1 protein-coding gene and 1 pseudogene are annotated in these 806 nt (G+C 61.9%); both read left to right on the top strand.

The features are described from left to right. A pseudogene (locus NW856_RS13930) lies at positions 1-190 on the top strand (Holliday junction branch migration protein RuvA); the annotation flags it as partial. Next, positions 187-795 carry a nicotinate-nucleotide adenylyltransferase gene (gene nadD, locus NW856_RS13925; protein WP_414400725.1) on the top strand — a complete coding sequence of 203 codons (609 nt, stop codon included), beginning with the start codon at positions 187-189 and terminating at the stop codon, positions 793-795. The pseudogene NW856_RS13930 and the gene nadD, both read left to right, overlap by 4 nt. The last annotated feature ends 11 nt before the right edge of the window (positions 796-806 follow it).

The raw sequence follows: 806 nt of genomic DNA, 5'->3' as shown, positions 1-806 counted from the left end.
GGGAGTTGCGGATCAACCCTTGGCCGGAGGGCCGCCCATGCCCATCCGAGAAGAGGTGGAAATGGCCTTACTGGCCCTGGGCTACAGTGCTCAGGAAATTCAAGCTGCCTTGCAAGCTCTGCCCACCCACCGCCGCCCAACGGAAGACTGGCTGCGGGATGCCATCACCTACCTGAGCCAGCAGCCATGAAGCACCGCCGCATTGCCATTCTGGGTGGAACCTTCAACCCCGTGCACCATGGCCATTTGATCATGGCAGAACAAGCTCTTTGGCAGTTTGACCTGGATCAGGTGCTGTGGATGCCCGCCGGGGATCCCCCCCACAAGCCTCTGGCCCCTGGCGCCAGCAAAGCCGACCGCTTGGCGATGGTCAAGCTGGCCATTGCCGACCACGAGCGCTTCGCCTGCTCAGAGCTGGAGATCCGCCGTTCGGGGCGCTCCTACACCATCGAGACACTGCGCACCCTCATCCAGGAGCAACCCAATACCCAGTGGTACTGGATCATCGGCGTGGATGCTCTGCGGGACCTGCCCCAGTGGTATCAAGCGGAAGAACTGGCCCGCCTCTGCCATTGGATTGTTGCCCCACGGGTGGATGCCGGCGATGCCGCCCAGGTGCTGCAGGCGGTGGCCGCAAAGCTGCCCATCCAAGCCCAAATCCTGGAAGCCCCTACCCTGACGCTCTCTTCCACTTACCTAAGGCAGCAAATCCAAAAGGGAAGGTCTATCCGCTACCTGGTGCCCCCTGCCGTGGAGCACTACATCCGGCAGCACCGCCTCTATCTGCAGCCCTAGTTTCCAATTTC

The sequence above is a fragment of the Synechococcus sp. R3-13 genome, from assembly GCF_047462195.1.
GTDB lineage: Bacteria > Cyanobacteriota > Cyanobacteriia > Thermostichales > Thermostichaceae > Thermostichus.
Note: the sequence above shows the minus strand (reverse complement) of the source record. Positions and strands in the feature narration are given on the sequence as shown.

What these genes read in the sequence shown, in the direction of transcription:
- nadD (WP_414400725.1), top strand. Translation starts at nt 187, where the DNA reads ATGAAGCACCGCCGCATTGCCATTCTGGGTGGAACCTTCAACCCCGTG.